This window comes from Sandaracinobacter sp. (genome assembly GCF_041909755.1).
GTDB lineage: Bacteria > Pseudomonadota > Alphaproteobacteria > Sphingomonadales > Sphingomonadaceae > Sandaracinobacteroides.
Genome location: NZ_JAYRCW010000030.1, coordinates 1 through 26,624, shown reverse-complemented (window position 1 = coordinate 26,624; position 26,624 = coordinate 1). Strand labels below are relative to the sequence as shown.

Sequence of the window (26,624 nt, the reverse complement as noted above, 5' to 3'; positions counted from 1 at the left end):
CCGTCGCGCGCGCTTTCGCATTGGGATCAGCCCGCGGCCTTCGCCATCAGGCTGTGCCGCCGGCTGTAGGCGAAGTAGATCGCAAGCCCGATCAGGTTCCAGAAGCCGAAGCGCACCAGTGTCGTCGTCGGCAGGCTGAACAGCAGATACAGGCAGCCCAGGATCGCCAGCGTCCCCACCACGAAGGGGGCCGGGCTGCGGAACAGCCGTTCGGCGTTGGGTGCGGTGCAGCGCAGGATCATCAGACAGGCGCCGACCGAGATGAAGGCCAGCAGCGTGCCGGCGTTCGCCAGTTCGGCGATTTCGTCCAGGCGGAAGATGCCCGCCACGCCGGCGATGGAAATGCCGGTGATGATGGTGATCAGCGTCGGTGCGCCGGTGCGCGGGCTCACCTTCGCGAGGCGGCGCGGCAGCAGCCCGTCGCGCGCCATCACGAAGAAGATGCGGCTTTGCCCGTACATCATCACCAGGATGACCGAGGGCAGGGCGATGATGGCGGCCAGCGCCACAAGATGCGCGGCCAGCGGCTGGTTCAGCGTGCGCAGCACCAGGGCCAGCGGTTCGGGGGAGTTGGCGAGCTCGGTGTGCGGCAGCGCGCCCACGGCCGCCACGGCGACCAGCATGTAGATCAGCGTGCAGACGGCCATCGAACCGATGATGCCGATCGTCAGATCCCGCTTGGGGTTCTTGGCTTCCTCGGCAGAGGTTGCGACGGCATCAAAGCCATAGAAGGCGAAGAAGACGATGGCCGCCGCCGCCATCACCCCGCGCTGCACGCCGTCGGCATCCAGCGTGGAGCCGAAGCCATAGGGCATGAAGGGCTTCAGATTGCCGCTGTCGAAGGCGGGCATGGCGAACAGGATGAACGCGCCGAGCGCCACCAGCTTGATGATCACCAGGATGATGTTCAGCGTGGCGCTTTCCCGCGTGCCCGCGATCAGCATGCCCATCACCGCCAGCGCGACCAGCACGGCGGGCAGGTTGATGATGCCGCCCGCATGCGGCCCCACCAGCAGCGCCTGCGGCAGTTCGACCCCGGCTGACTGGATCCAGCCGACCAGATAGCCCGACCAGCCGACCGCCACGGTGGAACAGGCCAGCGAATATTCGAGGATCAGGCTCCACCCCACCACCCAGGCGGCGGCTTCGCCAATTGCGGCATAGCTGAAGGTATAGGCGCTGCCCGCCGCCGGGATCATGGTGGCGAGTTCGGTATAGGCCAGCGCCGCGCAGGCGCACACCGCGCCGGCGATCGCGAAGGCGAGGATCACGGCCGGGCCGGCGCGTTCCGCGCCGACGCCCGTCAGCGTATAGATGCCGGTGCCCACGATCGCCCCCACGCCCAGCGCGATCAGGTGCGGCCAGGACAGGGTCTTGGCAAGCGCATGCCCATGGCCGTGTTGCATCACTTCACTCAGGGACTTGCGCCTAGAAAACATTCACGGCCTTTCCGTTGGTTGCGCCCAATTGGTCTTTCAGATCATCCCGCGTGGCGCGGATATGCGCCGACAGCAGGGTTTCCAGCCTGTCGCCATCGCGCGCGAGGAACGCGTCGAGCAGCTGGCGATGTTCCTGATGTGCCCTCGTTTCGCGACCGGCGGGCGCCAGGTGCGCGACGACATAGCGTTCCGCCATGATCGCCAGCCGTTCGACGAGCTGTGCGGTCAGAGGCCTTTCGTCGTTGCGGGTGAGCGCCACATGGAAATCCCGGTTGCGCACGGCGACTTCCGCCAGGTTCACCCCTGCCGCGCTGTCCAGCCGTTCAAAGGCGTCCGCCAATGCGATGCGTTCCGCGTCGCCCGCGTCGCGCGCCGCGCGGGCGGCGGCCCCCGGCTCGATGGCGAGGCGCAGTTCGAAAATCTCGTCCAGCTGCCGGGCGGAAAGCGGCCGCACCTGATAGCCCCGGTTGGCGTGGCTCAGGATCAGCCCGTCCTGCTCCAGACGGGCCAGCGCTTCGCGCAGCGGAATCTTGCTGATGCCCAGCTCGGCGGCCAGCGCGTCCTGCCGGATAGGGGCATTGTCGGCCAGCCGGCCTGTCACGATCTGCTCGCGCACGATCTCGTACACACGGTCCGAAAGGGTGCGCACGACAAGGCTCAAGCAGGGCTCCTCATTTGACCTGGAAGCCCTCCCAGAACGGATCGGCGCGGTCAATCCAGATCGTGTTCAGCCCCGTCTGGATCGCGGATCCCTCGATGGAGGGGATGATCGCGGGCTGGTCGCCCAGCCTGGTTTCCGCCTCCACGCGGCCGGTGAAGCGGCTGCAGATATAGCTTTCGTGCACGAAACTCTGCCCCGGCTTCAGCCGGCCCTGCGCGTGCAGATGCGCCAGCCGGGCCGAGGTGCCGGTGCCGCAGGGGCTGCGGTCGATCGCCTTGTCACCATAGAAGACGGCGTTGCGGCCATCCGCACCTGCATGCTTCGGCCTGTCGGCCCACAGGATGTGGCTGACGCCCCGGATCGTCGGGTCCAGCGGATGGACCGGCTCATAAACGGCGCGGACGGCTTCGCGCAGCCGGCCCGACAGCTCGACGATGCGGGATGCGCCAAGGTCGTCGAGCCCGGTGTAGGCGCCCTGCGGCTCGACGATGGCGTAGTAATTGCCGCCATAGGACACATCGACCTTCAGCGGGCCGAGGCCGTCCAGCTCCACCTCGATCCCCCAGGCCGCCACATAGGCCGGCACATTGGTGATCTTCACCGACGTCACCCTGTCGCCCGCGGTTTCATAGGCGATGTCGATCAGCCCGGCGGGCACCTCGATCTTCAGCCGGCCCGGCGTTGCCGGCGTGACCAGCCCGTTTTCAAGCGCGAAGGTCACCATGCCGATCGTGCCATGGCCGCACATCGGCAGGCAGCCGGAGGTTTCGATGAACAGGATGCCGACGTCTGCATCCGGCGTGGTCGGCGGATAGAGGAAACCGCCGGACATCATGTCGTGCCCGCGCGGCTCGAAGCAGAGGCCGGTTCGGATCCAGTCGAACCGTGCCAGGAAATCCTGCCGCCGTTCCGACATGTTGCTGCCCTTCAGCAGCGGGGCCCCGCCCGCCACGAGGCGGACGGGGTTGCCGGCGGTATGACCATCGATGCAGAAGAAGGTGTGGCGCATGGGGGCGATCAGGCCGCCTTGCTGGCGCCCAGCGCCGGCCGGGTCGCTGCCGCCTTCTCCACCATCGCGATGACCTGGGCGCGGCGGGCGCCTTCCAGCACATAGCGGGGCGGCAGCACCCGTTCAGAGCCGCGGCCCATCACTTCCTCGGCCAGCTTGATCGACTGGACCAGATCGTGATCGGCATCCAGGTGAAGGAGCGGCATGAACCAGCGATAGATTTCCATCGCTTTCGCATGATCGCCCCGTTCGAACGCGGCGACCAGTTCCACGGATTCCTTCGGGAAGGCGTTGGTGAGGCCAGAAACCCAGCCCTGCGCGCCCAGATACAGGCCTTCCAGCGCGACGTCGTCCAGCCCCGCGAACAGGGTGAAGCGGTCGCCGAAATCGTTGCGGATGTCGGTGAAGCGGCGGGTATCCGGCGCGGATTCCTTGATCGCGACGATGTTCTTCACATCCTTCACCGCGTCCAGCACCTCGTTGCCGATGGTGGTGCGATAGGCGGGCGGGTTGTTGTAGAGCATGATGGGCAGGCCGGTCTTTTCCGCCACGCCTTTGAAGTGGGCGGCGAGTTCGGCGGGCTTCGGCACATAGACCATGGGCGGCAGCAGCATCAGCCCGTCGGCGCCGGCCTTTTCGGCGGCCTGCGCATAGCGGGCGGCGCGGCGGGTATCATATTCCGAAACGCCGGTGATCACGGGCACGCGGCCCTTCACGACCTCCACGATGGCGGTGAGGACGGTGACCTTCTCCTCGAACTCCAGCGAGTTGTTTTCGCCCACCGTTCCCAGTGCGATCACGCCGGTGACGCCGTCGCGGATCAGATCATCGACCACGCGCTGCGTATCCTGTACGTCGATCGACAGGTCTGCCCGAACCTGGGTCGTCACTGCCGGGAAAACGCCCTTCCAACCGATTGCCATGGTCTTGTCCCAATCCGATGTCTGTTTGACTTCGAATATCGTATACGATACGGAATCGGGCATGGCAAGCGGGCAAATTTCATGAGCCGGATCCTGGTGATCGGCGGCGGTGTCGTCGGGCTGTCGTCTGCGCTGGCGCTTGCCCGGGTGGGACATGCAGTGACCGTGCTGGAACCCGATGCTGCGCGGCAGGCCGCCAGCTGGGGCAACGCCGGGCATATTGCGACGGAACAGGTGGCGCCGCTGGCATCGCCCGACACGCTGATGTCGGCCTGGCGGCGCCGGTTCGCGGCCGGGGGCGCCATGGACCTGCCGCTGGCGCAGGCCGGAACCTGGCTGCCCTTTGCCCTGCGCTTCCTGAACGCCAGCAGCAGCGACCGGTTCGAGGATGGCTGCAACGCCATGCGCCCGCTTCTCGCTGCGGCCCTTCCCGCGTGGGAGCGGCTGACCGGGGTGCTGGCCCGGCCGGTCCTGCTGAAGCGGGACGGGCATCTGGTGGCCTGGGAAAGCGAGGCGAGCGCGGCAAAGGGCCGGGCGGCCTGGTCGGCGGCCGATACCGGTACGGCCTCTGTGCGCCCGGCGGACACGAACGATCTGGCCGCGATCCGCACCCTGACGACAGCGCCCATCGCCGGGGCGGTTCGGTTCGCCGGCACGGCGCAGATCGCGGACCTTGGGCAACTGGCGGATGCGCTGGAAGCAGCGCTGCGGGCGGCGGGCGGGCACATTCTGCGACAGTCCGGCACCGTGGCGGTGCAGGGCGCGCGGGCGTTCGTGCCGGGGCACGAGGCAGATCTTGTGCTGGTGTGCGCAGGGGCGCGCAGCGCCGCGCTTGTGGCACCTGCCGGGATGTCGGCGCCGCTGATTGCCGAGCGGGGATATCATATCCGCTGGGATGCCGGATGCTGGCCCGCCGACCTGCCGCCGCTGGTGTTCGAGGATCGCTCGATGATCGTCACCCGCTATGCCACTGAACTGCAGGCGGCGAGCTTCGTGGAGTTCGGCAGCCCGGACGCGCCGCCCGACCCGCGCAAATGGGCGCGGCTGGAAGCGCATGTGGCGGCGCTGGCTCTGCCTGTGACGGGGCCCTTCACCCGCTGGATGGGCGCGCGGCCGACGCTGCCGGATTATCTGCCCGCCATTGGCCGGTCGCGCAGCGTTCCGAATCTGCTCTATGCCTTCGGCCACCAGCATCTGGGCTTGACGCTGGCGGCCGTCACGGCCGAACTGATGGCGGCGCTGGTGGCGGGGGACGAGCCCGCCGTGCGGCTGAACCCGTTCAATCTCGCCCGCTTTGGAGGACGCCCATGATTGGTGGCTCGACCGCAGACGCCGAACTGGCGACACTGACCCCCTGGGCCAGCCGCGCCCCGGCGATTTCGCATGAGGAGCGGCAGGCCCGCATCGCCCGCGCCCGCGCTGCAACCGCCGCCCTCGGCGCAGACGCGCTGCTGGTGAACGCAGGCCCCAGCCTGCGCTATTTCACCGGCGTCAGCTGGGGCGCCACGGAACGGCTGGTGGCGCTGCTGCTGCCCGTTTCGGGTGAGCCGATCATGATCTGCCCGGCCTTCGAGCTGGGATCCCTGCAGGCCGAACTGGCGATTTCCGCCGACATCCGCCTGTGGGAAGAGGATGAAAGCCCCACCGATCTCGTGGCGGCCTGTCTGCCTGCGGGCGCTGTGCTGGCGATCGACCCGCTGCTGAACTTCGGCGCCGCGCGGCGGCTGGGCGACAGGCTCGCCACGCTCGATGGGGCGCCCGCCATCGACGGCCTGCGCATGTTGAAATCGCCCGCCGAACTGGCGCTGATGCAGCAGGCGAAGGACATGACGCTGGAGGTGCATCGCCGCGCCGCCCGCATCCTGGCCCCCGGCATCCGCGCCAGCGAGGTGAAGCGCTTCATCGATTCCGCGCACCGGGCGCTGGGGGGAATGGGCTCCACCTTCTGTGCCGTGCAGTTCGGCCGCGCCACCGCCTTCCCCCACGGCCTTCCGGGCGACCAGCAACTGGAGGAGAACCAGCTGGTGCTGATCGACACCGGCACCACGGTGGAAGGCTATCATTCCGACATCACGCGCAGCTATGCCTTCGGCAATGTGGGTGACGAGATCGCCGGCCTGTGGGCGCTGGAAAAGGAGGCGCAGGCCGCCGCCTTTGACGCCGTGGTGCCCGGCGCGCCTTGCGAAAGCGTGGACGCAGCCGCCCGCACCGTGCTGGAACGAGGCGGGCTCGGCCCCGATTACCGCCTGCCCGGCCTTCCGCACCGCACCGGCCACGGCATCGGCCTCGCCATTCACGAACCCTGCTACCTCGTCCGCGGAGACAGGACGCCGCTGGCCGAGGGGATGTGCTTTTCCAACGAGCCGATGATCGTGGTGCCGGACCGCTTCGGCATCCGGCTGGAAGACCATTTCCATGTGACGGCGACCGGCGCGAAATGGTTCACCGAGCCGCAGCTGTCGCTGGAGCGGCCGTTCGGCTGAGGCCGGTCGCAATGGTCAGTCCGGGTTGCTCCATTTGCCCCCGGCCGCGATCAGCTCGTCCGTGCGGCGTTCGATTTCGGAGACCGGGGCGGAGCCGAGCGCGAGGATTGCGTCGTGGAAGGCGCGGATGTCGAACTGCTCGCCCAGTTCCGTCTCTGCCCGTCGCCGCGCCTTCAGGATGGCCAGCTGCCCGACATAGTAGCTGAGCGCCTGACCCGGCCAGGCGATGTAGCGATCCACTTCCGTCTCGATCTCGTGGGGGGCGAGAGCGGTATTGTCCTTGAGATAGGCCTGCGCCTGTTCCCGGCTCCAGCCCTTGGCGTGCAGGCCGGTATCCACCACCAGCCGAGAGGCGCGCCACGCCTGATAGGAGAGCATCCCGAACAGGTCATAGGGCGTTTCATACATGCCCATTTCCTCGCCCAGAATCTCGGAATAGAGCGCCCAGCCCTCGCCATAGACGGACAGGTAACTGTCGCGTCGGAAGGCGGGGAGATCCTTGTTTTCCGCCGCCAGCGGCATCTGGAAGGCGTGGCCCGGCGCGCTTTCGTGCAGCGTCAGCGCGACGAGCGAATAGAGCGGGCGGGCGGGCAGATTCCAGGTGTTCACAAGGTAGATGCCCGGCCCGCCGCGCCCGCCCGTGTAGAAGGGGGCGAGATCGTCGGGCACCGGCTTGATGGCGAAGCGGCGGCGGGGGAGGTGGCCGAAATACTGGTCCGCGTTCGCGTCGAACGTCTTGGCGATCCAGGCGGCGCGGTTCAGCAGCTCCTGCGGGGTCTTCGCATAGAATTGCGGATCGGTGCGCAGGAAGGCGAGGAAGGCTGGGAGGTCGCCCTGGAAACCGGCCTGCTGCTTCACCTCCTCCATCCGGGTGCGGATCCGCGCCATCTCGGCAAGGCCGATTTCGTGCACCTGTTCGGGCGTGAGATCGAGGGTGGTGAACTCCCGCACCTTCGAGGCGTAATAGGCGCGGCCGTCCGGCAGGTCATAGGCGGCGAGCGCGGTGCGCGCGCCGGGTTCATACTCGGTGCGCAGGAAGGCCAGCAGCTTCGCATGCGCGGGCACCACGGCTTCGCGGATGGCGGCGGCGGCGTCCGCGCGCAGGGCCGCCTGCTTCGCCGCCGGGATGCTGGCAGGCATCCGGCGGAAGGGTTCGTAGAACAGATTGGCTTCCGGGGTTTTCGCCTCTGCGACTTGCGCCACGCCGATGTCGCGGCCCTTCAGCGTGATCCTCGCCGGCGTGAAGCCGCGCGCCAGCCCGGCGCGCATGTTGGCGATGTTCTGGTCGAAATAGCGCGGCATGTCGCGCAGCATGGCGATATAGGCGCGATAGTCGGCCTCTGTGCGGAAGGCCGCGCGCGCCACATAGCCGAGGTCGCCCCAGAAGCTGGTGTCGCTGTTCAGCGGCTTTTCCCAGTCGCGGAAGCGCTGTTCGGCCAGCAGCGCCTCGATCTGGCCGCGATAGACGGCGTAGTTCACCTTCTGCCCGGGCGACAGCGCCGATGGATCGATGCGATCCAGCGCGGCGAGCGTGTCCGACCAGCGCTTCAGCTTTGCCGCCTGCGCCGCCGGGCTCACGTCGGGCAGGTGGAACAGCGTGTCGGCGCGATCTTCGCTGGGGGGCAGCTGTGCGCTTCGCCAGCCATATTCCGCGTCGGTCAGCGAGGTGAGCGCCTCATCCGCCGTCTGCGCGTGCGCCGCCGTCGCCATCATGATCGCCCCTGTCAGCAGGATTGCAGCCCGTTTCATCCGTTTGATCCGATTGCCAGAATGTCCGCGTGCAGTTGGGCGGGAATCCGCACGCCGTCCCGCAGGGAGGTCGCCCGGGCGGCATAGCGGCGGGCGGAGGGAAGGCGGGCGCCCTGGCCTTCGATGCTGTCGAACATGGCTTCGGCCGCCGCGAACCTCCCTGCCAGGCCGGCGCCCAGAAATCCCGCGGGATCAAGCGCGATCACCAGTTCTCCGCCGATGGGAGACCCCATGCGCCCGCCGTCTGCTGCCAGCGATTCGGCGCTGGTCATGTCGCCGATCAGCGGCCCGGCCAGCAGCTCGACCATGGCGGCGAGCGCGGATCCCTTGTGGCCGCCGAAGGTGCGCATGGCGCCATCGAGCACGGAGGCGGCATCGGTGGTGGGATTGCCGGCGGCATCATAGCCCCAGTCCTCCGGCACTGGCTTTCCGGCGCGGCGGTGCAGCTCGATCTCGCCCCGGGCGACGGCGCTGGTCGCGAAATCGAACACGAAGGGGTCACGCCCCGGGCGGGGCCAGCCAAACGCGATCGGGTTGGTGCCGAACACCGGCTTCGTGCCGCCGGCGGGCGCCACCCAGGCATGGCTCGGGGTGAAGGCCAGTGCGACAAGGCCATGGGCGGTGACCGCCTCCACCTCGGGCCAGAGGGCGGCGAAATGCACGGAATTGGTGACGGCAAGGGCAGCGATGCCATGCCGGCGGGCCTTTTCCACCAGGAGCGGCAGCCCGCGTTCGAAGGGCAACTGGGCAAAGCCGCCCCGGCCGTCCACCTTCACCAGCGCCGGGGCGGGTTCGGTGATGTCGGGCACGGCATCCGGCACGGCGACGCCCTTTGCGACGCTGTTGGCTGCGACAAGCAGGCGGTAGATGCCGTGGCTGGCGCAACCGTCGCGTTCGCCGGCGACCATGGTTTCGGCGACGGCGTCGGCATGATCGGGGGCGAGGCCGACGAGGCGGAGCTTTGCGCGGGCCAGTGTGCGCAATTCGTCCAGCGTCATGGAAACGCTGTTCATTTCACCTTCTCCGTGAACAGGCGCACGCCGAAAACGGGGCCTGCCGTGTTACGGTCATGCGGCACGAACTTCACGCGCACGCTGGCCTTCCCCTGCGTGAGGGCCGGCGGGACGGGGGTGTCGATGTCGATGAACTCCCCGGGCCTGTCGTGTCCCAGCTTCTGGGTGGCGATCTTCTGCCCGTCGATCAGGATATCGAAGGTACGGGGGCGTTCGTCGCCCCAGTAGGTCGCCTGCAGCACCAGCGGGCCGGGCTTCACCTTCATGCTGAACTCGATGAAGCCGCCTGACCGGGCGTCGCGCCCCTGCCGGCCGCGATAGACGACCGGGTAGGAGATTTCGCTGGTGAGGTCATGGTCGCGCTCGGGCTGCATTTCGCCCAGGTGCATGACATCGACGGATCGCGCGGCGAGATCCTTGAGCCGTGCCTGCTCCGCCAGGAAGGCAGCCTCTTCCGCGGCCCATTCGCCGTCGGTGAAGCGGCGGAAATAGACGGCGCTCAGCCGCCGGTGCTGGCGGTGGAAGGGGGCGAAGGCGAGGTCGCCCGGACGCCCCACGCCCCGCGCGGCATAGAGCGCATTCGCGGGATCGGACGCGCTGAAACCGGCCAGCAGGTCCGCGCCGACGAGAGCGGGCGCCGCGCCCGTGAAGGGCTTGTCGGCCGGGCCAAGGTCTGCCGCCAGCACCAGCGGGCCGCGCAGCACGGCGACGGTGCCGTCGTCGCCCGGCGTCGGTTCCAGCCGAAGTGTCATTGGCAGGCGGATGGTGAGGCTGTCGCCCGCCTTCCAGGTGCGCGTCACGCGGGCATAGCCGTTCGCGATCTGCGCCTCGGCCTGCTTGCCGTTGACCGTCAGCACTGCCTTGCCCGCCGCCCAGCCCGGCACCCGAAGCGCGACCGGGAAGCGGCCGGATTTCAGATGGGAAAAGCTCAGTATGGCATCGCCGGAATAGGGGTAGCCCGTTTCCAGCGACAGCTGCGCTCTCCGCGCGGCCCATTGCGCGTCTGCCGGAATATAGAGGTTCACGAACAGCGTGCCGTCAGTCCCTTCCCAGAAGATGCTGTCGCCGTGCTTTGCATGGGCCTCCATGCCGGAGCCGACGCAGCACCAGAACTGGTTGTCCTCTGCGCTGGAATGTTCGCGGGCGATGCCGGACATCAGCGGCGTCATGTAGGTGAAGCCGCCCGTCTCCGGGTCCTGCGCGGCCAGCGTGTGGTTCAGATGGGTGCGCTCATAATAATCGAACAAGGCACCGTCGGGCTGCCAGGCCCACAGGTGCCGCGTCAGCTTCATCATGTTGTAGCTGTTGCAATGCTCGCAGGTCTGCTCGGTGATGTGCTTCGCGATCTGGTCGGGCTCGAAAAAATACTCCCGGTCCGCATTGCCGCCGATCACATAGCTGTGATGGCCCGTCACCCGGTCCCAGAAGAAGCGCGCCGCCTTCGCCCGATCGGGGGCGCCCGACACCTCGTGAATGCGCGCCTGCGCGATCAGCTTGGGGATCTGCGTGTTGGCGTGGATGTTCGCCAGCCGGTCCTCGCCGGCGAAGATCGGGTCCAGCACCTTCCTGTCGTAGAGAAGCGCCGCCATCTTCAGCCAGCGGGGATTGCCGGTGCGGTGGGCCAGTTCGGCATAGCTTTCGGCCAGCCCGCCATATTCGCAGGCCAGCACCTGCTGCACCTGATCCGCTGTCAGGGGCGCGAAGACCCGCTCGAAATAGGCTGCAAGCCCTTCCACCACGGACAGCGCCTGCGCGTTGCCCCACGCGCCATGCACGTCCAGCAGGCCCGCGAACAACTTGTGCATGGTGTAAAGCGGCGCCCAGCTGCCGTTCAGGTCGAAGCCGGTCGAACGGATTTCGCCGCGCATGATCTCGGGGAAGATCTCTTCCCCGTCGACCACGGTTCCGTCCTTCCGCTTGCGGCCCAGCGCGCCGACATAGCCCGTGCCGCGCTTCGCCTGCGCCTCCGCCAGTTCCGCCACGATATAATCCGCCCGGCGCCGCATTTCCGCATCGCCCGTCTGCTGTTGCATCAGCACCAGCGCGGTCAGGTAATGGCCCAGCGTGTGGCCGGCGATGGTGTCGGATTCCCAGCCGCCATAGATGGGGGCCTTCGGGTCCAGCCCGGCATATTTGCGGAAATTGTGCAGCAGCCGATCGGGTTGCAGGCGGTGCAGATAGGCGCGGTTCGCTTCAACCGCCCGGGCGTGATCGGACGGCTTCAACCGCACGGCAGACAGCGGCAGCGGTCTTGCCTTCACATCGCCGGCCGCGGGGCGGGCGGCCAGATTCGCCGTGGGGGCGGCCATGGCTGCGGCGCCGGCCAGAAGCTGTCTGCGGTTCAGCGGCAGCATCTCGTCTCCCTTGGCTGCAATATCGTATACTATAGACGAATGCAGAGTCGGGGGTCAACCGGGGCCGCAGCTTTGGTCGCCTAGAACGCCATCCCAAGCAGCCTGCCCAGATCCGCCAGCGCCTGATCCTCGCTGCTCACCTTGATCGCCGACATGCCCAGCGCGGCGGCCGGTTTGCAGTTGATGCCGAGATCGTCGAGATAGATGCAGCGGGCAGGATCCAGCGTCAGCGCCTCGCACATCATCCGGTAGATCTGCGGATCGGGCTTGCGGACGCCCGCCTTCGAGCTTTCGATCACATGGTCGAAGCGGGCCATCACCGCCGCGACCGCAGCTGCCTTTTCCGAATCTCCCGTCATGCCCGGCCCATGGCCGACCTGCGCATTGTTGGTGATGCAGCCGATCGCGAATCCGGCCGTCTTCAACGTATCGAGGGCGGCGACCATGCGGGGGCGGATGTCCCCCGCGAGAAGCGCCAGCACCTCGGCGCCCCGCACATCATGGCCCAGCGCCAGCGCCTCGGCGCGGAAGGCGGTGTCGAAGGCGTCGCCGTCGATCTCGTTGCGCTCCAGCAGGGCCCAGGCGTTGCTGTCGGGGTTGCGGGCGTTCACCCCCCGGATGAAGCCATGCGGCAGTCCGCGCGCGGCTTCGTGCCGGTTGAACGCTTCGAACGGCGAGCTGCTGATCACCCCGCCAAAATCCCACAGAACCGCGCTGAACCTGTCTGTCACCTGTGTCCTCCCTGCTGCATCGCCTGAGTGAGAGCTGGATCGGCCGAGCGCAACTGGGAAGACTGCTTGCCCCACGGCCCCCAAGCTGGCACCGAAAGCGCATGGGAAAGACACTGACGTGGTGGATCCTCGGCGCGCTGCTGCTGGGGCTTGTGGTTGGCTTCGGGGTGAACAGCGCCGCTTCGCCGGAAACGGTGAAGGAGGTCGTCTATTTTCTGGGGATCGTGACGGACCTGTTCCTGCGGCTGATCAAGATGATCATCGCCCCGCTGGTGTTCGCGGCGCTGGTGTCGGGCATCGGCCACATGGGCGGCGACGCAAAGGCGCTGGGGCGGATCGGCGGGAGGGCGCTGGCCTGGTTCGTCGGCGCGTCGTTCGTCTCGATCGTGATCGGCATCTTTGCGGTGAACCTGCTGCAGCCGGGCGTGGGGCTGGATCTGCCGCTGCCGCCCGCAACGGCCGAAAGCGGGATCACCACTGCCGGCTTCGACCTGAAGAAGTTCGTGACCCACCTGGTGCCCAAGTCCATCTTCGAGGCGCTGGCAACCAACGAGATCCTGCAGATCGTGATCTTCAGCCTGTTCGCCGGCGTTGCGCTTGCGAAGATGGGGGAAAAGGGCGCCCCAATCCTGAAGGCGGCCGATGCGATCATGCATCTGATGCTGATCGTGACCGGCTTCGTGATGCGTTTCGCGCCGCTCGCCGTGTTCGCGGCCGTCACCGCCACCATCGCCGAACGCGGGCTGGGCGTGCTGATCACATATGGCGCCTTCATGGGCGGCTTCTATGTGGCGCTGGCGCTGCTGATGGCGGTGATCCTGTTCGCCGGCGGGCTGGTGATCGGGATGCGCCGGGTGGGGCGGCTGGCGCTGGAAATCCGCGACCCGTTCGTGCTGGCCTTCACCACCGCCAGTTCCGAGGCGGCCTATCCCCGCACCCTGGAAGCGCTGGAGCGGTTCGGCGTGCCGCCCAAGATCGCCAGCTTCGTGCTGCCGCTGGGCTACAGCTTCAACCTCGACGGTTCGATGATGTACTGCTCCTTCGCGACGATCTTCATCGCGCAGGCCTATGGCATCGACCTTTCGATCGCGCAGGAAGTGGCGATGCTGCTGATCCTGATGGTGACGTCGAAGGGCATGGCCGGCGTTCCGCGCGCCAGCCTGGTGGTGATCGCCGCCACGCTGGGGCAATTCAACATTCCCGAAGCCGGGCTGATCCTGATCCTGGCGGTCGATCACTTCCTGGACATGGGGCGCTCCGCCACGAATGTGGTTGGCAATGCGGTGGCGACAGCCGTGGTCGCTGAATGGGAAGGGAAACGTTCCGCCGACGACAAGGCATCGGCCTGACGCGTTTTGCGGAGTTGAACTCCGCACTCCCTTGACTCCGGTGCCGGTTGGGTTACGCTCCCCTCAACTAAAGAGGGAGTGAGACGATGGCCACGCTTGCACGTCCGGCGGCATTGCCGCTGGAAGTACTCGATATCGGGAACCCGCATCTCTGGACCGAATATACCCATGTGCTGCCCTATCTTGCGGAGATGCGGCGGGCTGGGCCGGTGCACTGGTGCCCGGAAAGCATGTACGGGCCTTACTGGAACATCGTTTCGCACCACCACATCATGGAGGTGGAGGGGCGGCCCGACATCTTCTCGTCGAGCTGGGAACGGGGCGGAATCACCATCGCAGACCGGCCCGAAGGCCGGCAGGACGAGCCGCAGATGCCGATGTTCATCGCGATGGACCGGCCCGAGCATACCGGCCAGCGCCGCACCGTGGCGCCCGCCTTCACCCCGGCCGAAATGGTCCGTCAGACGGCCGACATCCGCCGCCGCACCGCCGAACTGCTGGACAGCCTGCCGGTTGGCGAGGAGTTCGACTGGGTGGACAAGGTGTCCATCGAGCTGACGACGGGCATGCTCGCCATCCTGTTCGATTTCCCCTGGGCCGACCGGCGGCTGCTGACGAAATGGTCTGACGCGGCGACCGATTTCGAAGCCATCGAGGACGATGAGCTGAACAAGAAGCGCTGGGAAGAGCTGTTCGAGATGGTCGCCTATTTCACCAACCTGTGGAATGAGCGCGCCAACAAGGAGCCGCGCCCCGACCTGATTTCGATGATGATCCATTCGGACGCGACGAAGAACATGACCCCGCAGGAATATCTGGGGAATCTGGTTCTGCTGATCGTGGGCGGAAACGACACGACGCGGAACACCATGTCGGGCTCCGCGATGGTGCAGAACCTGTATCGCGACAACTGGTCGAAGATGATGGCGGATCCGTCGCTGATCTCGAACGGGGTGTCCGAACTGATCCGATGGCAGACGCCCCTGGCGCACATGCGCCGCACCGCGACACAGGATTTCGAAGTGGGCGGCCAGCTGATCCGCGCCGGCGAAAAGGTCGTGATGTGGTATCTTTCCGCCAACCGCGATGAAGGCATCTTCCCCAACGCCGACATCTTCGATCCCACGCGGGAAAATGCGCGCCGCCACCTGAGCTTCGGTTTCGGCATCCACCGCTGCGTGGGCGCCCGCCTGGCCGAGCTTCAGATCGGCATCCTGCTGGAGGAAATGCAGAAGCGGCGCATGAAGGTGGAGATCACCGGCGAACCGGTGCGCGTCTATTCCTCGTTCGTGCACGGCTTCCGCGGCCTGCCCGTGGTGATGACGCGGGGCTGATCGCGCCGTCCGAAGATTGGAGCGCCCCGGCCGGATGCGGCCGGGGCGTTTCGCTTATCTGTAGTCCGGCGCCGGCCGGCCCTTCGGGTCAGGCCCGTGGCGGTTCGGGCCGGGGGTGCCGTCGATCAGGGCGAACACAAGGATCACCAGGCTGCCGATGGCCGTCAGGCTGATCAAGATCCACCAGCCGCTGTTGCCGCTGTCGTGGATGCGGCGCACCGTGACGGCGAGCGAGGGCAGGAACAGGGCGAGCGAAGCCAGCGCAATGGCTGTGATCGGCCAGGTGGCGGCCGGCACGCCCTGCGCTCGCACGGCGATCTCGTCTGGCGTGGCGCCATGCGGAATGGGGCCGATGCTGCCGATCAGCCAGGCCATCAGCGCCCCGAACAGCAGGATCATGAACAGCTGCCAGAGCCAATATTCCTTCCGCCGCGCCCGGCCGGAGAAGGTTGCATATTTGCGAAGCGGTTCGAACATCAGTGACATGGAAGCCCCCTTGCCGACGGGTTGAGGCCTGATTTCTAGCGCAGGCCCCGCGCCTTAGCCAGCAGCGACGCGGTCGTCCGCTTCATGCCGCGACTACGCGGCGGCGAAACCCCAGCGCTTCGGCCACATGGGCGCGGCCGGTCTGCGCCTGCCCGTCCAGGTCGGCGATGGTGCGGGCGACGCGCAGCACCCGGGTCCAGGCGCGGGCCGACAGTTTCATGGATTCGGCGGCCCGCAGCAGAAGCAGCCTTGCGTCCTCTGAAAGCAGGTCCGGCGTTTCCAGCTGCTTGCCCTCCGCCTCCGCATTGGTGCGCGCCGGGGTGCCCGCATAGCGCCCGGCCTGCATCCGGCGTGCGGCGGCCACGCGGGCGGCCACATCGGCGCTGCGCTCGGCGGCCGGCGGCAGCGCGAGGTCAGACGCCTTCACCGCCTCGATGTCCACGAAGAGGTCGATCCGGTCCATCAGCGGGCCTGAGATCTTCGACTGATAGTCGGCGGCGCAGCGGGGCGCACGGGAACAGGCAAGCGCGGCATCGGCCAGATGCCCGCAGCGGCAGGGGTTCATGGCGGCGATCAGCTGCACGCGCGCCGGATAGGTGACATGCAGCGCCGCGCGCGCCACCTCCACCTCGCCGCGTTCCAGCGGCTGGCGAAGGGCATCCAGCGCGCCACGCTGGAATTCGGGCAGCTCGTCCAGGAACAGCACGCCCAGATGCGCCAAGCTGACTTCGCCGGGCCGCGCGCGGGTGCCGCCGCCCACCAGGGCCGGCATCGAAGCCGAATGATGCGGCGCGCGGAACGGGCGAGCGCGGGCGATCTTGCCGCCCTCCAGCGTTCCGGCGAGCGAAGCGATCATCGCCACTTCCAGAGCCTCCGCCGTCGAAAGCTCCGGCAGGATTCCGGGCAGGGCAGCCGCCATCATCGACTTGCCCGCGCCGGGCGGACCGCACATCAGCAGGTTGTGGCCGCCCGCCGCCGCGATCTCCAGCGCGCGCTTGGGTGTTTCCTGGCCCTTCACATCGCCAAGATCGGGGCCGGCAAAGGCGCGCACCTCCAGCCGGGCGGGATCGGGCGGCGACAGCGGATCGCCGCCCTTCAGATGGGTGACAAGGGCATGAAGATCGGGCGCGGCCAGCACCTCCATCCCGTCTGCCGTGCCGGCGAGCCACGCCGCCTCTGGCCCCTGCGCTGCCGGGCAGATCAGCCCCAGCCCGCGCCCGGCGGCGTGCATGGCCGCCAGCAAGACGCCGGGCGAGGGAGAGATGCGGCCGTCGAGCGACAGTTCCCCGACGACGACATAATGGGCGAGCGCTTCGGCATCGACCACGCCCATCGCGGCCAGCAGGCCCAGCGCGATGGGCAGATCATAGTGCGAGCCGGCCTTTTCGAGGTCGGCCGGCGCTAGATTCACCGTGATCTTCTTCGCCGGCATGGCAAGCCCGAGCGCGGCAAAGGCCGCCGAAACCCGGTCGCGGCTTTCCTTCACCGCCTTGTCGGGCAGGCCGACGACCACGAAACTGACAAGGCCGGAGGCCAATTGCACCTGAACATCGACGGCGCGGGCTTCCAGCCCGACATAGGCAACCGTCGCAATACGCGCGACCATTTGGCGGGGAACCCCTGCAGCGTGGTCCGACCCACATTCGAATTCGTAGCCGCCGGGGCCTTTGCGGGGAAGGGGGTGCGGCATATGCTGCGCCTGCGAAAGAAGGGAATGCGCCATGGCCAGCCTGCCGCCGATCATCCAGAACCCCGATATCCGCGTGCTGGGGCGAATCCTGGGCGATGTGATCCGAACCCGCGGCGGCGAGGCGCTGTTCCGGCGGACAGAGGCGATCCGCGCCGCGTCGGTTCAGCGGCACCGGGGATCGGCCCATGTGGAGGCGGTGGCCGCCGAACTGGGCGCGCTGTCGCTGGACGACACACTGGCCTTCACGCGGGGCTTCATGCTGTTCTCCATGCTGGCGAACCTGGCGGAAGACCGGCAGATGCAGGCCTCCGCAGGCGCGGCGCCCGAAGCCGGGATGGCGCTTGCCGATGCCGTGCGGCAGCTGGGCGCGAAGGGCATCGGCAAGGCCGAAATACTGGCGGCCCTGTCTCGCGCCCGCGTGACGCCCGTGCTGACCGCGCACCCCACGGAAGTGCGGCGCAAGAGCATGATCGATCACAAGAACCGCATTTCCGAACTGATGGAGATGGCGGACGCAGGCGCCACCCATGCCGCCCCCGGCGAACCGATCGAGACGGCGATCCGGCGGCAGGTGACCCTGCTGTGGGAAACACGGCCTCTCCGGCGGGAGCGGATCCGCGTCTCGGACGAGATCGACACCGCGCTGGCCTGGCTGCGCGACGATTTCCTGCCGGTTCTGCCCACGCTGGCGCAGGGGTGGGCCGACGCGCTGGGTGAAGTTCCGCCGCCCTTCCTCACCATCGGCAGCTGGATCGGCGGCGACCGCGACGGCAATCCCAATGTGACGGCCGAATCGCTGGACCTGGCGATGCGCACGAACGCGGCCGCCCTGTTTCAATATTATCTGGATCAGGTGCATGCGCTTGGGGCGGAGCTGTCCATCTCGTCGGGGCAGACCCCGGTTCCGGCAGCGGTGCGGGCGCTGGCCGAGGCGAGCGGCGACAATTCCCCCGCGCGCGAAGACGAGCCCTATCGGCGGGCGCTGACGGGCATTTATGCCCGGCTGGCGGCGACATCGGTGGCGTTGACGGGGCAGGCGCCGGTGCGCCCGCCGCGCGTCGTTGGGCAGCCCTATGCAGCCTCCGCCGAATTCCTGGCCGATCTGGATGCGATTGCCGCCGGCGCCGAGCAGGCGGGCGTGGGGGGCGGCGCGATGGATGCGCTGCGAATCGCGGTCAGCCAGTTCGGCTTTCACCTGGCGACGCTGGATCTCAGGCAGAACAGCGATGTCCATGAAGCCTGCGTGGCAGAACTGCTGGCGCTTGCCGGGGTGGAGGCGGATTATGCGGCCCTGCCGGAAGAAGCGCGCGTGTCGCTGCTGCTGGACGAGCTGAAAAGCCCCCGCCTGCTGGCGACACCGCTTGCCCCTGCGTCGGACCGGACGCTGGGCGAACTGGCGATCTTTCGCGCGGCGGCGGCGGCGCGCGCGCGGCACGGGGCGGCGGCGATCACCACGGCCATCGTGTCCAAGACGACGAGTGTGTCCGACCTGCTGGAGCCGATGCTGATGATGCGCGAGGCCGGGCTGCTGGCCCCCGGCGACGCGCCCGTCGCGGAGCTGATGACGGTGCCGCTGTTCGAGACCATCGCCGACCTTGAGGCCGCGCCCGCGATCATGACGGCGTTCCTGGCAATCCCCGGCGTGGCCGAGGCAGCCCGGGCGCGCGGCTGCCAGGAAGTGATGATCGGCTATTCCGACAGCAACAAGGATGGCGGCTACCTCACCTCCACCTGGCAGCTGCATCGGGCATCGTCGGCGCTGGCCGAGGTGTTTCGCGCCGCCGATGTGCCGATCCAGTTGTTCCACGGGCGCGGCGGATCGGTGGGGCGGGGGGGCGGCTCCAGTTTTGCGGCGATCCGGGCGCAGCCGCCCGGCACGGTCGCGGGCCGCATCCGCATCACCGAACAGGGCGAGGTGATCGCCGCCAAATATGGCACGCCAGACGCCGCCCGCCGCACGCTGGACACGATGGCCGCCGCCACCCTGCTGGCGACGCTGGACCCGCCCCTGCTGCCGGCGGCCGAGATCGAGCGGTTCCGCGCGGCGATGGACCGGCTTTCGGCCACCGCCTTCTTCAGCTATCGCGGGCTCGTCTATGATCAGCCGGGCTTCCGCGCCTTTTTCCGGGCGATGACGCCGATCTCCGAAATCGCCACCCTGAAGATCGGTTCCCGCCCGCCCAGCCGCACCGCGTCTGACGCGATCGAGGATCTGCGTGCGATTCCCTGGGTGTTCAGCTGGGCGCAGGCGCGGGTGATGCTGCCGGGCTGGTATGGCGTGGGCGACGCGCTGGCCGCCTTCCCGGATAAGGGGCTGCTGAAGGCGATGGCGGCCGAATGGCCGTTCTTCCAGGCGGTGATGGCGAACATGGAAATGGTGCTGGCGAAATCGGACATGGGGATCGCCGCACGCTATGCCGAGCTGGCAGGGGCGGAAGGCGCGCCGCTGTTCGCCCGTATCGACACCGGCTGGCGACAGACGCACGACGGGCTGCTGGAGGTGACGGGCCAGGCCCGCCTGCTGGAGAAGAACCCCGCGCTCGACACCTCCATCCGGTTGCGGTTGCCCTATATCGAACCCCTGAACCTGCTGCAGGTGGAACTGATGAAGCGCCACCGCGCCGGCGAGGCAGACGAGCGGATCGCGGAAGGGCTGCAACTGTCCATCAACGCCATCGCCACCGCGCTGAGGAACAGCGGTTAGGTTTGCACCGGCGCAGCGATTGCGATAGGGGCCGCGCGATCCGAGTTCGGCGCCGGCTTAGCTCAGTTGGTAGAGCACCTGATTTGTAATCAGGGGGTCGCGGGTTCGATTCCTGCAGCCGGCACCAGTCCTCGAAGCCATGGCCTGACAGATGGCGGGTTGCCCGACCCATCCTTGAGCCGCGACCTGTCGCCGGACAGCTTGCAGGCAGCCCAGGCGAAGATCTCGTGCAGATTTCGCCAGTGTCGATGCCGAATTGTCCGAAGTTGCATCGATCTGCATCGGCTGGCATCAAATCCCGTCGAGTATGACCGCGGGGGGAGATCGTGCGGGTGGGGCATCCTTTTCACGAGAAACTGGCGTTCATGACCAAAGCCCTATCGCTGACGCGTGCCGATGTTGCGAAGCAGCTGGGGGGCGACAAATCCCTCGTGGGGCGCTGGATGACCGGGGGAACCATGCCCTCGGCCCACAATCTGGCCCGGCTGACGGCCATGTTCGCAACGCACCGCCCCGGATTCAGCCTGCTCGACTGGGAACGCGAACTGGACGACATCGGGGATCTCGTTGGCGTGCCCCGGCGGTACCCGGCCGTCCGCCGGCGAGAGGATGCGCAATGGCCCGTGCTGTTCGGCCCGCTTGCAGACCTTGAGGCCGAGACGCTGGCGACCACCGAGCGGCGCGGTCCGGCCTATGAGGGCATCTTCCGCAACACCCGGCCATTTTCCGATATGCCGGGCAAGTATCTCCATGACTATGTCTTCACCCGGATGGAGCCGGACGGGCTTACCACCTGGACGCGCTGCATTGGGCGGATATCCGTGAAATCGCGGTTCATCGCGCTGCACAGCCAGGTTTTCTTCGCGGGGAAGGAGGTCACCACCGGGCTGCCGGTGTTCGGTATCATCAACGGCAGCAACGGCGGCAAGGTCGTCCGCTATGAGGGCATCCTGCTGTATTCGGCGCACGACGGCGGCCATACACCGTTCGCAACCCCCTTCATTTCCGAGCGTGTCGCGGACCTGACCGGAGACAGGGAGGCCGATGAAGCCCGTTTCGCGGAACTCGCCGAGCAGGCAGGAATCGTCCCGGAAGGACAGGTTCCGCCGGAAATCCAGGCCCATCTGATCAAGGATGTCGGCCCGTCCGCCTTTGCCCAAGGGGGCGAACTCCTGCTGAAATTGTCGCCCGGCAACTCGCTGGCGATGTCCTACATCCCCTTCTGATCCGGCGCGGCATATGCACCGGAAATGCCTCTCGATGCATCGGAAGGTATCATTGATGCATCTGCTGGCAGTCGGCGCCAAACGTTAAGCATTCGGGGTCTGTCGGGGGGCACCCACAGGCCAGGGTCGAATGGCGCATCCTCCTCTGACCGGGCCGGTCAGGGGGCGGATCATGCTGGGGGATGAGGGATGGCGGGATTGGATCGGGCGGGATGCGCGGCGCGCACGCATGTGTTTGGGGCAGGGGCGCTGCGCCGGAACCGCATCGCCCTTCTCGCCGGCGTCGCCTTCGCCAGTGGCGCTGCCCCCGCCCTGGCGAACAATTGCCCGGCGGGCAACGATCCGCCGGTCTTTCCGTCGGCGCCTGCTGCCCAGTCGCCGCAAGGCGCGACCGAAGACGGCCAAAGCTATGGGTCCGGCAAGCCGCTGGTGATCCAGAGCATCGGTACGGTCGGGACCGATGGCGCCCAGGGTGCCGATGATGATTGCGGCACGAACGCCCAACCGGGCGGCGCCGCGGGCGCCCTGACGTACACGCTCACCAACGCGACAGTCACCGGCGCGAGCGAGTCCGGCGCATCGGTGCCCTACGCGGTCGGCCTTCGCTTCCTGTCGCAGGGCGGAACGGGCGGCATCGGCGGCTTTGCCGGCAGTCCGTACCTCAGCGTCGTGACGGGCGGCATTGGCGGCCCGGCCGGGGGCGCAGGCGCGGTGACGCTGAACTTCTCGGGCACTGTCGACATGTCGAGCGTCGACGAGCTTGGCGTGGGCATCGTCGCTGTCTCCCAGGGCGGCTCCGGCAGTTTCGGGGGGGGTACCGGCCAGCAGGGGGTCGCCGGATCCGCCGGCGGCGCCAGCGCAACCGTTTCCTCGACGGTATCGGGCAACTTCCTGGTTTCGCTTGGCGGCGTGCTGGCCCTGTCTCAGGGCGGAAGCGGTGGTCAGGGCGGCAACGACATCACGGCACCGCTGACCCGGCAGATCCAGGGCGGCGATGGCGGCGATGCAGGCGCGGCTGGCAACGTCACCCTTTCCTATACCGGGGGCACCATCACCAGCGGGGGGGCGGGCCTCGTCGCCGTGTCCGCCGGCGGCAACGGTGCTGCGGGGGGCACCATCGGCACCGTGGGCGGCGGAAAGACCGCGGGTGGCGTGGGCGGCGATGGCGGCGACGGGGGCGCCGGGGCGTCCTCCACGGTTACCCTTGCCGCCGGGGCGACAATTTCGGTCAATCGCTCGGGCCTTGCCTCCCCGGCCTTCAACTACACCGGCGCCGTCACTGCGCTGTCGGCCGGCGGTGTCGGCGGCGTCGGGCAGCCGGCCCTGAACATCGGTATCACGGCAACGGCGGGGAACGGCGGCAACGGCGGCACCGGGGGTGCGGCCAGCGCCACGATTCTCGGCTCGGTCACCTATGGCGGCGTTTCCAACGGCGATGCCGATGCCGCGATCCAGGTGCTCAGCGGCGGCGGCCTTGGCGGATCGGGCGGCGACGCATCCGCGATCAACGGCGAAGCCGGCGGCGGCGGCCTTGCCGGAAACGGGGGAACCGCCACGCTCACCTTCGGCAGCAGCACGGTTGCCGCTGCCACAACGTCCGATTCCTTCTTCACCCATGCCGCCTTGGTGCAGAGCGTCGGCGGAAGCGGCGGAAGCGGCGGAAACGGCCAGATCAACACGACCGGCGGAACCGGCGCAGCCGGCGGAAATGGCTCAACCGTCACGGCCAATATCGTCAACGGAAATCTGCTGTCGAACGGGGCTGATTCGCACGCGCTGCTGATCCAGTCCATCGGCGGTGGCGGCGGGTCGGGCGGCTCCGCGTCCACCACCGGGTCGGGCTTCTTCGCCATGGCGGTTGGCGGCGATTCCGGCGCGGGGGCACCGGCCGGCGCCGTCGCCGTCACGAACGGCGGCATCATCACCAACTATGGCAGCGCCGCCAGCGGCATTGCGGGCCAGTCCATCGGCGGCGGCGGCGGCAATGGCGGCGCAGGCATTTCCGATATCACCTCGTTCGTGCCGACGGCCGCCGTATCCATCGGCGGCCGGGGCGGCGGCGGGGGCGCGGCCGGAACCGTCAACCTGCAGAACCTCGCGACAGGCCAGATCACCACATACGGTTCCAATTCCTACGGCATACTGGCCCAATCCATCGGCGGCGGCGGCGGCACCGGTGGGATCGCGGCTGCACGTGCGGTCTCGTTCACACTCTATCCCGAAATCCCGGCGATCAGCTCGGCCGTCGGGCTGGGCGGCTCGGGGGGAGCCGGCAACACCGGCAACGCCGCTGCCATCCAGAACGCCGGCATCGTGCTCACCTCTGGCGAACAATCCTATGGCCTGCTTGCCCAGTCCATCGGCGGGGGCGGCGGCGCGGGCGGTGACGCGACCGCGATGGCCTATTCGGGCGGCAACAACGACGAAGGCAATCCGGCCATTTCCTCGTCGGTCGCCATCGGCGCATCCGGCGGCACCGGCGGCATCGGCGGAGCGGTCACGCTGGCCAATACCGGCATGATTGTCACGCTTGGCGGCGACGCGGCTGCGATGGCTGCGCAATCGATCGGCGGCGGCGGTGGCGCCGGCGGCACCGGGGACTCCTCCTCGATCGCGAATGACCCGGACGACACCGTCAGCGTCGCGGTCGACGTCTCCGTCGGCGGCACCGGGGGCACCGGCGGGCACGGCGGTCTGGTGAAAATCTCCAACGCCGGCTCCCTGTTCACGCAGGGCGACGGCGCTGACGGCTATTATGCCCAGTCCATCGGGGGCGGCGGCGGAACTGCGGGCGGCGGCGTCGCCAGCGTGGGGGCCAATTCGCTTTCCGTCTCCATCGGGGTCGGCGGCAGTGGCGGCGCCGGCGGCGACGGCGGCGCCATCACGGCAACCAACGATGGTTCGATCGTGACCCGCGGGGCAGACGCCTCCGGTCTCTATGTTCAGTCGGTCGGTGGCGGCGGCGGCGAAGCCGGCAAGGGCGCATCGACGTCCGGCGGTCTTGATCCGATCGCGAAATCCAACGCCCTGTTCGACAACATCTCGCAGGGATTCGGCGTGAACGCCCAGGTGACCGAGATCATCGATGGCGTCTTCAAGGCGGAATCCGATCTGATGATCCTGTTCAAGTCGGCGGCGGAAGTGGCCGAGATCTTCCAGCAGATTCCCGGCACCGACAATTCAGCCCTGCTGCCGGCCAACCTCGATTTCTCGCTCAGCATCGGCGGCAAGGGCGGGGCCGCAGGCAAGGGCGGCGATATCAGCCTTACCAACACCGCCGAAGTCTGGACCTTTGGCGCCCAGTCCAACGGCATCTTCGCCCAGTCTGTCGGCGGCGGCGGCGGAAAGGCGGGCTCGGCCTCGTCCACGGGCTCATCCTATGACGACACGCGCAATCAGATCGCCATCGGCGCGGCGGGCGACGGTGGCGCGGCGGGCGACGGCGGCGCAGTCTCTGTCACCAACGCGGCGACAGCGGACATTGCCGTCCTCGGCGTGCTGGCCATCGGGATCCAGGCCCAGTCCATCGGTGGCGGTGGCGGCGTCGGCGCGCATACCGAAGCGCTCAACGGGTCGCTGCGCAGCCTCGCGCTCGGCTTCAATGGTTCTGATGGCGCGCAGGGCAATGGCGGCACGGTCACCATCGAGAACGACGGCACGATCAGCACGGGCGGCAAGAACGGCGTGGCCATCTTCGCCCAGTCCATCGGCGGCGGCGGCGGCCTCATCAAGTCGATGACCTCCGACATGACGTTCGATCCCTCCAAGCTGCTGGAAAATCCGCAAGGCCGTCTCGCTGACGTTCAGGGGTTCAGCCACACATTTGGCGGCGGAACCAACTCGCGGGGCGATGGCGGCGCCGTCACCATCACCAACGACGGCATGGTGGCAACGCAATTGCGCAACGCGCACGGCATCCTTGCGCAGTCGATCGGCGGCGGCGGCGGCGCAACGCTGGGTGGGCAGCTGCTAGGCGGGCTCGACAATGGCTCGGCGGGCGCCAACAGCAACGTCGGCAAAGGCGGCGACATCACGCTGAACCTCAACGCGAAATCCTCGATCTCGACGGCTGGCGACGGGGCCTATGGCATCCTCGCCCAATCGATCGGCGGCGGCGGCGGGCTCAGCGGAGATGTGTCCAGCGTCGCCCAAGGCTCAAGCCCGCTGCTCACCAACGGCGTGATCGTGGGCGGCAACGGGGACGGCGGCAATGTGACCATCGGGCTTGCGGGCACGAGCATCACCACGAGCGGCAATTATGCGCCGGCCATCTTCGCCCAGTCCGTCGGTGGCGGCGGCGGCCTGATGGCGCTCGACAAGGTGCTGGAGTTCGGATCGGCGGGCGGTTCCGGCGTCGGTGGAACCGTGGCGATAACGCTCACCGGCTCCACCGTGAAGGCAACCGGCACCGACGGTGCGCCGGCGATCCTGGTGTCGAGCAACGCGTCGGCCGGGGCCAGCCAGGCGGTCAGGATCACGATCGATCAGACCAGCCTGGTGCAGGGCGGGGCATCGGCGCTGGCCGGCGGCAGCACGATGTCCGGGGCGATCGCTGTCGATGGCAACTATGGCATCTCGATCCAGAATGCCGGCACGATCACGGGCGTCGCCGGCAGCAACGGGCAGGCCATCGCGATCAACAGTCTGGGCGATGGAACCATCACCAACAGTGGAACGATCAACGGCATCGTCCAGATGCTGTCCGGCACCTACACCCAAAGCGCCGGCGGCACCCTCAACGGATCGATAACGGCCCTGCAGCAGGTTGCCGTCAACAATGGCGGAACGCTGTCCGCAGGGCTTTCCGGGGCAGGGTCGCTGACGCTCAACAACGCGAGCGGCGCCACCTACTCTGGCGATATCTCCACGGGCATCCTGAAGATCGTCAACAGTGGAACGATCAACACCAGCATAACCGTCAACAACGGGGTGGACATCCAGAATGCCGGAACGCTGAACGTCGATCAGTTCTATTCCGATATGGATATGTCCATGACAAACAGTGGAAAAATTTCCATCCATGATCTGCAAACCTCGGATCAGTCTGTCTCGATCAATGTCAGCGTGACGGGTGGCGTTCTGCAACTTGATACGGCCGAGCTGAACAAGGGCACGTTGAAAATCATCAACGGCACGTTGACGCCGCCGCCGGGCGGGCTGGTTGGGGTCTATGGAAATCTCGACCTGAGCCAGGGTGGGATCCTGCAGCTGCCGGCCGTCGGCCCCGGCACGCTGCTCACCGCCGTCGTGGCGCCAAGCGGCGGCGGTGGCGGTGGGCTTACGCTGGGCTCCGTCAGGCTCACCAACGCCGCTGCGCTGGGCGGGGGGCAGACGCAGCAAGGCATTTACCTGTACCAGCCGCCGAACAACGCGCCGACATCGGTGACGACCGACAGCGCGGTGCTGAACGCCACGGCCGTACCCGTAACGGGGGGCGGACTGTTCGGGTTCGCATTCAACATCACGTCGAACT

General features: G+C 67.8%; 17 protein-coding genes and 1 tRNA gene. 8 read left to right on the top strand and 10 right to left on the bottom strand.

From position 1 onward, the window contains the following. Positions 1-26 precede the first annotated feature (26 nt). From ACE3O8_RS06055 to ACE3O8_RS06040, 4 genes are read right to left on the bottom strand one after another with little or no spacing between them, the layout of a single operon-like run. Positions 27-1,406, bottom strand: a complete 1,380-nt coding sequence (locus ACE3O8_RS06055) for an amino acid permease (RefSeq protein ID WP_374387828.1) — start codon at positions 1,404-1,406, stop codon at positions 27-29. A 22-nt stretch (positions 1,407-1,428) separates the two neighbouring features. Continuing rightward, positions 1,429-2,100, bottom strand: a complete 672-nt coding sequence (locus ACE3O8_RS06050; protein ID WP_374387826.1) for a GntR family transcriptional regulator — start codon at positions 2,098-2,100, stop codon at positions 1,429-1,431. A gap of 10 nt (positions 2,101-2,110) precedes the next feature. After that, on the bottom strand, positions 2,111-3,109 hold the full coding sequence (locus ACE3O8_RS06045; protein WP_374387825.1) for a 4-hydroxyproline epimerase: 999 nt from the start codon (positions 3,107-3,109) through the stop codon (positions 2,111-2,113). Positions 3,110-3,117: 8 nt separating this feature from the next. After that, a complete protein-coding gene (locus ACE3O8_RS06040; protein WP_374387823.1) occupies positions 3,118-4,032 on the bottom strand; it encodes a dihydrodipicolinate synthase family protein in 915 nt (304 codons plus the stop codon). 81 nt (positions 4,033-4,113) lie between these two features. Between ACE3O8_RS06040 and ACE3O8_RS06035 the strand changes: the two genes are divergently transcribed. Then, the gene (locus ACE3O8_RS06035) at positions 4,114-5,343 is read left to right on the top strand and encodes an NAD(P)/FAD-dependent oxidoreductase (protein WP_374387821.1); all 1,230 of its coding nucleotides are present in this window, start codon (positions 4,114-4,116) and stop codon (positions 5,341-5,343) included. After that, entirely contained in the window at positions 5,340-6,515 is a 1,176-nt protein-coding gene (locus ACE3O8_RS06030; RefSeq protein ID WP_374387819.1) for a M24 family metallopeptidase, read from the top strand. Before ACE3O8_RS06035 ends, ACE3O8_RS06030 begins: the two co-directional genes overlap by 4 nt. A gap of 15 nt (positions 6,516-6,530) precedes the next feature. Here ACE3O8_RS06030 and ACE3O8_RS06025 read toward each other — a convergent pair whose 3' ends face one another. The 4 genes from ACE3O8_RS06025 to ACE3O8_RS06010 form a co-directional block, all read right to left on the bottom strand. Beyond that, positions 6,531-8,264: a DUF885 family protein gene (locus tag ACE3O8_RS06025; RefSeq protein WP_374387817.1), complete on the bottom strand. Its 1,734-nt coding sequence runs from the start codon at positions 8,262-8,264 to the stop codon at positions 6,531-6,533. Beyond that, positions 8,261-9,277, bottom strand: coding sequence for an Ldh family oxidoreductase (locus tag ACE3O8_RS06020; RefSeq protein ID WP_374387815.1), 1,017 nt, complete (start codon positions 9,275-9,277; stop codon positions 8,261-8,263). Before ACE3O8_RS06020 ends, ACE3O8_RS06025 begins: the two co-directional genes overlap by 4 nt. Further along, positions 9,274-11,631: a beta-L-arabinofuranosidase domain-containing protein gene (locus tag ACE3O8_RS06015; protein ID WP_374387813.1), complete on the bottom strand. Its 2,358-nt coding sequence runs from the start codon at positions 11,629-11,631 to the stop codon at positions 9,274-9,276. The genes ACE3O8_RS06020 and ACE3O8_RS06015 overlap by 4 nt, the downstream gene beginning before the upstream one ends. Positions 11,632-11,711: 80 nt before the next feature. Further along, complete coding sequence (locus tag ACE3O8_RS06010) at positions 11,712-12,362, bottom strand: HAD-IA family hydrolase (RefSeq protein ID WP_374387811.1); 651 nt, start codon at positions 12,360-12,362, stop codon at positions 11,712-11,714. A 101-nt stretch (positions 12,363-12,463) separates the two neighbouring features. Between ACE3O8_RS06010 and ACE3O8_RS06005 the strand changes: the two genes are divergently transcribed. Together ACE3O8_RS06005 and ACE3O8_RS06000 are read left to right on the top strand one after the other, a co-directional pair. Continuing rightward, positions 12,464-13,711 carry a dicarboxylate/amino acid:cation symporter gene (locus ACE3O8_RS06005; RefSeq protein WP_374387809.1) on the top strand — a complete coding sequence of 416 codons (1,248 nt, stop codon included), beginning with the start codon at positions 12,464-12,466 and terminating at the stop codon, positions 13,709-13,711. An 86-nt stretch (positions 13,712-13,797) separates the two neighbouring features. Then, positions 13,798-15,045, top strand: a complete 1,248-nt coding sequence (locus tag ACE3O8_RS06000) for a cytochrome P450 (RefSeq protein WP_374387807.1) — start codon at positions 13,798-13,800, stop codon at positions 15,043-15,045. 54 nt (positions 15,046-15,099) lie between these two features. Here ACE3O8_RS06000 and ACE3O8_RS05995 read toward each other — a convergent pair whose 3' ends face one another. Both ACE3O8_RS05995 and ACE3O8_RS05990 read right to left on the bottom strand, forming a co-directional pair. Further along, on the bottom strand, positions 15,100-15,531 hold the full coding sequence (locus tag ACE3O8_RS05995) for a DUF805 domain-containing protein (protein ID WP_374387805.1): 432 nt from the start codon (positions 15,529-15,531) through the stop codon (positions 15,100-15,102). Between the two features lie 82 nt (positions 15,532-15,613). Then, complete coding sequence (locus ACE3O8_RS05990; RefSeq protein WP_374387803.1) at positions 15,614-17,137, bottom strand: YifB family Mg chelatase-like AAA ATPase; 1,524 nt, start codon at positions 17,135-17,137, stop codon at positions 15,614-15,616. Positions 17,138-17,252: 115 nt separating this feature from the next. On the opposite strand from ACE3O8_RS05990, the gene ppc reads away from it, so the two are divergent. From ppc to ACE3O8_RS05970, 4 genes are all read left to right on the top strand, one after another. Beyond that, positions 17,253-19,925: a phosphoenolpyruvate carboxylase gene (ppc, locus tag ACE3O8_RS05985; RefSeq protein WP_374387801.1), complete on the top strand. Its 2,673-nt coding sequence runs from the start codon at positions 17,253-17,255 to the stop codon at positions 19,923-19,925. 51 nt (positions 19,926-19,976) lie between these two features. After that, positions 19,977-20,052, top strand: a tRNA-Thr gene (locus ACE3O8_RS05980). Between the two features lie 238 nt (positions 20,053-20,290). Next, positions 20,291-21,151: a helix-turn-helix domain-containing protein gene (locus tag ACE3O8_RS05975; RefSeq protein ID WP_374387799.1), complete on the top strand. Its 861-nt coding sequence runs from the start codon at positions 20,291-20,293 to the stop codon at positions 21,149-21,151. Positions 21,152-21,340: 189 nt separating this feature from the next. Further along, on the top strand, positions 21,341-26,624 hold a 5,284-nt coding region (locus ACE3O8_RS05970), incomplete at its 3' end, for a beta strand repeat-containing protein (RefSeq protein WP_374387797.1).

Bases quoted from the DNA above. Each gene is read 5' to 3' on its own strand.
- ACE3O8_RS06045 (WP_374387825.1), bottom strand. From the start codon at position 3,109: ATGCGCCACACCTTCTTCTGCATCGATGGTCATACCGCCGGCAACCCC.
- ACE3O8_RS06015 (WP_374387813.1), bottom strand. From the start codon at position 11,631: ATGCTGCCGCTGAACCGCAGACAGCTTCTGGCCGGCGCCGCAGCCATG.
- ACE3O8_RS06000 (WP_374387807.1), top strand. From the start codon at position 13,798: ATGGCCACGCTTGCACGTCCGGCGGCATTGCCGCTGGAAGTACTCGAT.
- ACE3O8_RS06020 (WP_374387815.1), bottom strand. From the start codon at position 9,277: ATGAACAGCGTTTCCATGACGCTGGACGAATTGCGCACACTGGCCCGC.
- ACE3O8_RS06025 (WP_374387817.1), bottom strand. From the start codon at position 8,264: ATGAAACGGGCTGCAATCCTGCTGACAGGGGCGATCATGATGGCGACG.
- ACE3O8_RS06030 (WP_374387819.1), top strand. From the start codon at position 5,340: ATGATTGGTGGCTCGACCGCAGACGCCGAACTGGCGACACTGACCCCC.
- ACE3O8_RS06040 (WP_374387823.1), bottom strand. From the start codon at position 4,032: ATGGCAATCGGTTGGAAGGGCGTTTTCCCGGCAGTGACGACCCAGGTT.
- ACE3O8_RS06055 (WP_374387828.1), bottom strand. From the start codon at position 1,406: ATGCAACACGGCCATGGGCATGCGCTTGCCAAGACCCTGTCCTGGCCG.
- ppc (WP_374387801.1), top strand. From the start codon at position 17,253: ATGGCCAGCCTGCCGCCGATCATCCAGAACCCCGATATCCGCGTGCTG.
- ACE3O8_RS05995 (WP_374387805.1), bottom strand. From the start codon at position 15,531: ATGTCACTGATGTTCGAACCGCTTCGCAAATATGCAACCTTCTCCGGC.
- ACE3O8_RS06035 (WP_374387821.1), top strand. From the start codon at position 4,114: ATGAGCCGGATCCTGGTGATCGGCGGCGGTGTCGTCGGGCTGTCGTCT.
- ACE3O8_RS06005 (WP_374387809.1), top strand. From the start codon at position 12,464: ATGGGAAAGACACTGACGTGGTGGATCCTCGGCGCGCTGCTGCTGGGG.
- ACE3O8_RS05975 (WP_374387799.1), top strand. From the start codon at position 20,291: ATGACCAAAGCCCTATCGCTGACGCGTGCCGATGTTGCGAAGCAGCTG.
- ACE3O8_RS05990 (WP_374387803.1), bottom strand. From the start codon at position 17,137: ATGGTCGCGCGTATTGCGACGGTTGCCTATGTCGGGCTGGAAGCCCGC.